Annotated in this window: 1 protein-coding gene; it reads left to right on the forward strand. The window is 78.3% G+C overall.

The genetic code is table 11. From position 1 onward, the window contains the following. Positions 1–603 (forward strand): GNAT family N-acetyltransferase (locus J5F18_RS03895; RefSeq protein ID WP_346302167.1); only part of this gene is annotated, 603 nt, incomplete at both ends.

A 603-nucleotide genomic window follows, 5' to 3' on the forward strand; every position in this document is an offset into this window, starting at 1 on the left:
AGTCCCTGGCTGCTCACGCCGGCAGCCGCGAGGCCCTCGCCGCCAGGCTGCGCCGGGTGGTGCGCATCGCCGTGGCGGCCTCCCACCGTCGCGCCGGGCTCGGCCGGCGGCTGATCGAGGCGGAGGTCGAGCAGGCCCGGCGGGAGGGCATCGACCTGCTGGGGGCGAGCTTCGGCGCCGAGCCGGGGCTGCTCGCCTTCTGGCAGTCGCTGGGCTTCGTCACCCTGCGGCTCGGCCTCTCCCGGGAGACCGCCACCGGGGAGCAGGCGGTGATGGTGGCGCGGCCGTTGAACGCGCGGGGCGAGGCGCTGGTGGCGGCGCTCGCCGCCCGCTTCCAGCGCGCCCTGCCGGGGCTCTTGGCCTTCGAGCTGGGCGAGCTGGAGCCGACGGTCGCCGCCGCCCTGCTGGCGGAGGGCGCGGGCCCGGCGCTGGACGCCGCCGACCGCTGCGACGCCGAGGATGTCGCCTTCGGCCACCGTGAGCCCGCCCTGGCCCGCCCGGCGCTCCAGGCGCTGGTGCGCCATGCCCTGGCACGGGGCGTGTCGGCGGGCGACGCCTCGCTCGGCCTACTGGTGGCCTGGGGTTTCCAGGGAGCGAGCAACG

The organism is Halomonas sp. BM-2019, from assembly GCF_017584085.1.